The organism is Acinetobacter rongchengensis (assembly GCF_003611475.1).
Lineage (GTDB): Bacteria > Pseudomonadota > Gammaproteobacteria > Pseudomonadales > Moraxellaceae > Acinetobacter > Acinetobacter rongchengensis.
Window position 1 is genome coordinate 1 of the sequence record NZ_RAXT01000086.1, and the last position, 7,231, is coordinate 7,231.

Annotated in this window: 4 protein-coding genes and 1 pseudogene; 4 read left to right on the top strand and 1 reads right to left on the bottom strand. The window is 35.5% G+C overall.

Annotated features, from left to right (window positions below):
• Positions 1 to 428: hypothetical protein (locus D7V20_RS18025; protein ID WP_120385299.1), on the top strand; the 428-nt coding region annotated here is incomplete at its 5' end.
• A 73-nt stretch (positions 429 to 501) separates the two neighbouring features.
• Positions 502 to 630 (top strand): annotated as a pseudogene (locus tag D7V20_RS20235) (ankyrin repeat domain-containing protein); the annotation flags it as partial.
• Positions 631 to 770: 140 nt separating this feature from the next.
• Here the strand turns inward: D7V20_RS20235 and D7V20_RS18030 are convergent.
• Positions 771 to 4,187 (bottom strand): DEAD/DEAH box helicase, encoded by a 3,417-nt coding sequence (locus tag D7V20_RS18030; protein WP_120385300.1) that lies wholly within the window; start codon positions 4,185 to 4,187, stop codon positions 771 to 773.
• Positions 4,188 to 4,383: 196 nt separating this feature from the next.
• On the opposite strand from D7V20_RS18030, the gene D7V20_RS18035 reads away from it, so the two are divergent.
• Together D7V20_RS18035 and D7V20_RS18040 are read left to right on the top strand one after the other, a co-directional pair.
• Positions 4,384 to 5,547, top strand: a complete 1,164-nt coding sequence (locus tag D7V20_RS18035; RefSeq protein WP_120385301.1) for an acyl-CoA dehydrogenase family protein — start codon at positions 4,384 to 4,386, stop codon at positions 5,545 to 5,547.
• A gap of 78 nt (positions 5,548 to 5,625) precedes the next feature.
• Positions 5,626 to 6,795, top strand: coding sequence for an acyl-CoA dehydrogenase family protein (locus tag D7V20_RS18040; RefSeq protein ID WP_120385302.1), 1,170 nt, complete (start codon positions 5,626 to 5,628; stop codon positions 6,793 to 6,795).
• Positions 6,796 to 7,231 lie beyond the last annotated feature (436 nt).

Genomic DNA, 7,231 nt, shown 5'->3' on the forward strand with positions numbered 1-7,231 from the left:
ATGAAAAAAATTATAATATTTTCAATTTGAACTATAAAAAGGATGCTTGCATGAAGCAATATGCGATTCGACGGTTATATAGCTATTTTGAAACAAGTGAAGATGAAATAGTTGGAAATACTTTTGATGAAAGGTTAGAGTCTTTAGATAAAGAGATAAAATTACTATTAGAAAAGTATGGTCTTAAATATATTTGTCAAGATATGAGATTCATAGCTTCACAGAAAATGTCTGTCATACAATGTAACGAATGTGAAAATTTGATGTTAAATCGGGATAAAAACCCTATGCGATTCAATAAAGAACAACTATGGATAGACTTAGATACTGATTATAACTTTGTAGTATGGGATGGTGGTACATATAAAGGTAAAGAGTTATGTATGGAATGTTTACCTATTGAGCATCGTTGGGGGTATTCATCTTAAATTATTTTATACACATGTTTTAAGGTGAACAAAATTTGGTGAAAAATTAGATAAATATAATTCCTGATAATGATATATTGAAATCGTAAAGTTATTAATTCACAAAGGTGCAGATGTCAATTACAAAGCTGAGTATACGGCTTTAGAACTTGCAAAAATGGCTGAAAATAAAGAGATTATCAAGTATTTAAAAAGCTTATAAAACTTAAATTCATAGATAAAAAGAAACCCCATCATCCTGACGGGGTTTCTTTGTATGGGTTAGTTAGATTTGACTCCTGTCTAATCTTACGTTCCTGATGCTCAGACCGATTATTGTTTAAACATGAATAATTTCATTATTTAATCTAGTAAGCTCATCACATCATCTTCAGTCAATTTCACTTCATTTTCATGATCAATACTTAAAATAGATTGAGTAAGATTGGCTTTATTTTTTTGCAGAGTAAGGATCTTTTCCTCAATACTTTGATTAGTAATCAATTTATACACAAATACAGGTTTGTCTTGACCTATTCTCCATGCTCGATCTGAAGCTTGATCTTCAGCAGCAGGATTCCACCAAGGGTCATAATGAATCACAGTATCAGCGGCGGTAAGGTTTAAGCCTACGCCACCTGCTTTTAAGCTAATTAAGAAGACAGGGATATTGCCTGCTTGAAAAGCGGTAATGACTTCATCTCGTTTTTTAGTTTTTCCTGTAAGTTTTACATTTTGAATTTTCAATATATTTAGTTGATCTTCAATCAGTTGTAACATCGTTGTGAATTGAGAAAAGATTAGAATTTTACGTCCTTCTTCAACCATGTCTTGTACCATCTGCAATAAATAATCTAACTTTGCAGATTCAACATTCTGATTTTTGATATGTTCAAGTTCTAAAAGACTCGGGTGGCAACACACTTGTCGTAGTTTTAGCAAAGCACTCAAAATTTGAATTTGGCTACGATGAAAACCTTTCGCTGCAATAATTTCACGAATATTTTTTTGCATGGTGGCACGTACTGCTTCATACAGTTTGGACTGTTGAGCATTCATATCGATATTGACTTCAATCGTGGTTTTTTCAGGTAGTTCTTTTGCAACTTCTGTCTTAAGACGACGTAACATGAAGGGTTTAATTCGGGAGATGAGTTTGTTTTTAGATGCAATATCCGCATTTTTCTCAATCGGATTTCGATACCTTTTATTGAAAATTTCCTGACTGTATAAAAATCCTGGCATTAAAAAGTGAAATAATGACCAAAGCTCACCGAGGTGATTTTCCATTGGCGTACCTGTTAAGCACAGTCGATGTTTAGCTTTTATTTGACGGACAACTTGTGAAGCTTTTGCTTTTGGATTTTTAATATTTTGTGCTTCATCTAAGATAAGTAGGTGATATTCATAGGCAAGTAAGTGCTCTTCGTCACGTCCTAAGAGTGGGTAAGTACTGAGAATAACATCCGCATTTTTAATCTCTTGAAAATGTTCTAATCGATTATGGCCTTGTAAAACTAAAACTCTTAATTCTGGAGTAAATTTCTCTGCTTCTTTACGCCAATTATGCATTAATGAAGTTGGGGCAATAATCAAAGCAGGGTGTTGTTCTAAGCGTCCAGCGTGCTTTTCTATAAGTAGATGTGCCAATGTTTGAGCTGTTTTGCCCAATCCCATATCATCAGCAAGAATACCACCATGTTCAGTTTCACGTAAAAATTGTAGCCAAGCTAGACCTTGTTGCTGATAAGGGCGCAGTTCACCTTGAAAGCCTTGAGGTGTTGGAATTTGGCTTTGATAGCTTTGTTGTAGTTTTTCAGCAAATTGTTTGAGGCGATCATTGTTTTGCCAAGGCATGCCTAAATGATGTTGTAAGTCCAGAAAATGAACCGCATCGTAACGATCAAATCCAACGGCTTCAGGATGTTGTAGAATTTCCTTTAAGTAAATAAAGATTGGTTTGATATCTTGAACTTTTAAAGCCAGTTGTGGATGGGTATGACCTAAATCTATAGTGAAATAGCCATTTTCATCTAACTGTTCAAGAAATTCAGGTTCTAAAATGATCGGCATTCGTGCAACAAGATTGCCTAATAATTCAATCAAATTATAAGTCTGACCATCTTGATCTTGGATAGTTGCACCAACATTGAACCAGTCAGACTTTTCATCTGATTCAAGTAATGAAAATTCAAGATTTTGTGCAGCAGTTAAATTAAATAAGCTATCAGGCGTATGTTCAACTTTCCAACCCAATTTTTGTAGTTGATTTTCAGGAAGGAGTTGGTTGATCCAATCTGTTGGATTTGCACAAATCACTGAATTTTCAGTGATATCATCAAAAGCGGGGCGTTTATTCTTATTGATTTTCTTGATCCATTGTAATGATGGAACTGCATTTTTTAAGTGTTCAATTTGAGCTTTTTCTGTATTTAAATCACGTTGCTGTTTGACAGTTTGCTTATTAGAAAAAGTAATAAAACTTTCATCTGGGAATCCAGCTTTTATGCGGCCAGTTGGATATTCAAACTCTATTTCAGCAATTGCATAGTGATGCATTTGACCTAAACGATCATATTGAGGGAATGTACCAAAACGCAGAATTGCTAAAGGTTGCCCCTTGATTATTTCTATATTTTGGGCAGATTGAGCTTGTGGCAAATCTTCAAAAATAGAATAAGGTTGAATGACTTGCTCAAATTCAGCCAAGAGTTCAACTGGCATTTGTGGCATATTCAACAATTCTTCAATCATTTCACTCGAATATGAAGATTCAAGTACGCCAATTTGATTTCTCAATGTATCCAAATAACTGAGCGGGTGAGAATGAATAATATAAATCTGCTTTGAATGTTCAGCATCAAGCTTTTGATTATATTGATCAAAAAATTGAGCTTTTAGTTTTTCAGTTTGTTGTTCTGGGCGTGTTTGCCAATTAAATTCAATTCGATAGTTTTCATCAGACCATACCAAAGCAGATTGTAAAACATTTAAACTATAGCAATCACCACTTTTAATCGCAGTTTTTAATTGCTCTTGGTAAATTCCTGAAATATCCCATGCAGACGGATAATAATGAGCATTGTTAAAATTTAATTTGGCAAAAAAGTATAGATGATTAAAGATTTTCTTTTCTTCATTGCTCACCTTTAAACGACCATTCAGCACATTGTCATAACTGGTATATGGTGTGGTATCTCGAATTTGTCCATCTTTATTACGACGAACCTTATATACACTGAGTTGTAATTTAGTTGAATTTTTTTTAGGCTGAAAAATATAGATCAATTGATGATTGGATATCGTATTCGATGCTTTAATTTGTGCGAGTTGTTGTCGAAATTGATTGAGCCAAGTTTTAGCAGTGTGGTGTGTTGGATTGTTTGATGTAGATGTAGTAGAAAATTGACGTGTTGAAGGTGTGGTGATGATTGAATTTGATTGCTGAGTACTGTTTGTTGTCGTTTGATTAAGATTTAAATACTGTCTAAAAGGCTTTTCATGTTGGTGATCATAAAAATATCGAGCCAGTGCGGCTGCATGTTTGCAGTTATATCCGACAGGGCAACTACATTCCGTATCTATAATTTTGTTTTTTAAAATATTAAAAGTAATCGAAGTTTCATAAAAATCAGTACCTTCAATTTCAGCATTGATAGAAAGATTCTCTTTTTTTAAGAAAACCTCTAAAGTGTTTAAATCAATTTTTTTCACATATCCCAAGCTGCGCTGAAGAGTGGCTGAGCCAAAACGTGATAAAAATTGCGTAAGTGTTGTCATCTTTTAGAAATATAGAATTTGAACCAAATTGTTTCTGATTCTAACGGATTTTATAGAGCAGTAGTGTTATTTCATCAAAAGTTATTTGGCTAAAAATGTCATTATTTTCAATTGAAATTGATCGTTTTTGCAACGTGAAAATACTTAAAATCTGTCAGTATAAGCTTTGAAAATAAGACAGGAATACAAATAAGAAATGATAGCCAATCCAATTTATTATACAGATCAACATTTTGCATTTGCAGACTCAGTTCGTAAATTTGTCCAAAAAGAATTAATGCCACATATCAATGAATGGGAAGAAGCAGAAACGTTCCCACGAGAACTCTATCAAAAAGCTGCTGATATTGGCTTACTCGGTATTGGCTTTGATGAAAATTATGGTGGTATTGCGGACACGGATGCATTCCATGTGCTTTTGTCTTCAATCGAATTAGCAAAAACGGGATCGGGTGGCTTATGTGCTTCATTACTTTCGCATTCTATTGGTGCGCCACCGATCAATCACTTTGCATTACCTGAAATTAAAGAAACGATATTAACTGAAATTTTAGCTGGAAATAAAATATCAGCTTTAGCAATCACCGAACCCAGTGGCGGTTCAGATGTTGCAGCATTAAAAACCAGAGCGGTACGTGATGGTGACGATTATATTATCAGTGGGGAAAAAACCTTCATCACCTCTGGCATGCGTGCAGATTATTACACTGTTGCTGTCCGTACCGATCCTGATGCGAAAGGCCCGAATGGTATTTCGATGCTATTGGTTGATGCACACAGTCAAGGGATCACAAAAAGTAAATTGGACAAGATGGGATGGTGGGCTTCGGATACCGCACATTTACATTTTGATGAAGTACGTGTTCCTGCAAAACATTTGTTAGGTGCAGAAAACATGGGCTTTCTGGTGATTATGAATAATTTCAATATGGAACGTTTTTTCTTAGCTGCGAGTAGTTATGGCTTTGCCTTGACTTGTTATGAAGAAGCTCTGGAATGGGCAAAAGAACGTAAAACCTTTGGGAAACGGTTAGTCGATCATCAAGTCATTCGACATAAACTGGTGGATATGGCGACTCGTTTGACCACGACACGTGCATTACTGGAAGATACCGCTTATCGTTTAAATAAACCTGAAATGCAAGGCAATGAATTGATTGCACAAATCTGTATGTTGAAAAATGTCGCCACGCAAACCATGCAATTTTGTGCAGATGCTGCAGTCCAGACTTTAGGTGGAATGGGCTATATGCGAGGAACCAAGTCCGAACGGATTTATCGAGATGTTAAAGTCAATATGATCGGTGGTGGTGCAGAAGAAATCATGAAAGATCTTGCAAGTCGTCAATTGGGCTATTAATGTTTTAATTCAACGTTATGATGAATAAAAGCTAGATTGTAAATAACAAATGATAGGGAAAATAGGGAATAACAAAATATGGATCATTTAAATAACCCGATTTACTACACTGCTGAGCATCGTGCATTTGCTGATAGTGTAAGAAAGTTTGTTGAAAAAGAAATTTCGCCTTTTGTGAATGAATGGGATGAGGCAGGAACCTTTCCACGAGAGCTGTATCAAAAAGCTGCCGATATTGGATTGCTTGGACTAGGTTTTGATGATGAACATGGGGGTATTTCGGATGCCGATGCATTTCATGTATTTTTAGCTGCTGTAGAAACTGCAAAAGCAGGCTCAGGTGGCGTACATATTTCATTGATGATTCATACGATTGGTACGCCACCCATTCATCATTTTGCTCAACCCCATATTCGTGATCAAGTGATGCCGCAAATCATTTCTGGAGAAAAAATTTCAGCGCTAGCCATTACTGAACCGAGTGGTGGCTCTGATGTTGCAGCATTGCAGACGAAAGCCATTCGAGATGGTGATTACTATTTAGTGAGTGGCGAAAAAACCTTTATCACCTCTGGAATGCGGGCGGATTATTACACTGTTGCAGTACGTACCAATCCTGACATTAGAGGTGCAAATGGTATCTCTATGTTATTGGTCGATGCACATAGCGAGGGGATTAGCAAATCTTCTTTGAAAAAGATGGGATGGTGGGCATCGGACACAGCGCATCTGTATTTTGACCAAGTCAAAGTCCCTGTAGAAAATCTGTTAGGTGAGGAAAACGCTGGTTTTAAAGTGATTATGAAAAACTTTAATATGGAGCGTTTCTGGCTCGCTTCTATGGCCTATGGTTATGCATTGGTCTGTTATCAAGAGGCTTTAGAATGGTCGAAAGAGCGTAAAACATTTGGAAAACGCTTAGTTGACCATCAGGTAGTGCGTCACAAATTAGTCGATATGGCGACTCGTTTAACTGCAACACGCGCTTTGTTGGAAGATACTGCTTATAGAATGGGGCAAGTTGAATTACAAGGCAGTGACTTAATTGCACAAATTTGTATGGCTAAGAATGTCGCTACACAGACCATGCAATTCTGTGCGGATGCGGCTGTACAGACTTTAGGGGGAATGGGCTTTATGCGCGGTACTAAGTCTGAGCGTATTTATCGTGAAGTCAAAGTGAATATGATTGGTGGTGGCGCAGAAGAAATTATGAAGGATTTGATTAGTAAGCAATTGGGGTATTAGTTGAGGTATTCATTGTCTAGTCATTCATAATGTTCATTCGAGAAAAGAAGTTGTAGAAAATGAGGTATTTGAGTCACAAGTTAGTCATAACAAAATACTGAGTTACTGCAAATACTGATGACTAGACAATTTGCAACTTTTTTCTACCCAATTGATGATTTTGGTAAAATATTAGAACATTAGAAATGATGTCGAACGGTGCATGTTTACTTAATTAAGCACTTTTTTCTGCTTTATCCACGTGATTGAGCAGAAAGATTATATCAATAAATATCATTCTAAAATTATAAAAATTAATATTAATAAACAGTGTTTTAATCTTATTTTATGTTTGCGGGGCGAAATAAAAATCATTGAATTTAAACGGTTTTTTATCCTTTTATATGCATAATATTATTAAAAATCTATATTTATGACGATTTTTTTAATGATCTCA

Bases quoted from the DNA above. Each gene is read 5' to 3' on its own strand.
- D7V20_RS18030 (WP_120385300.1), bottom strand. From the start codon at position 4,187: ATGACAACACTTACGCAATTTTTATCACGTTTTGGCTCAGCCACTCTT.
- D7V20_RS18035 (WP_120385301.1), top strand. From the start codon at position 4,384: ATGATAGCCAATCCAATTTATTATACAGATCAACATTTTGCATTTGCA.
- D7V20_RS18040 (WP_120385302.1), top strand. From the start codon at position 5,626: ATGGATCATTTAAATAACCCGATTTACTACACTGCTGAGCATCGTGCA.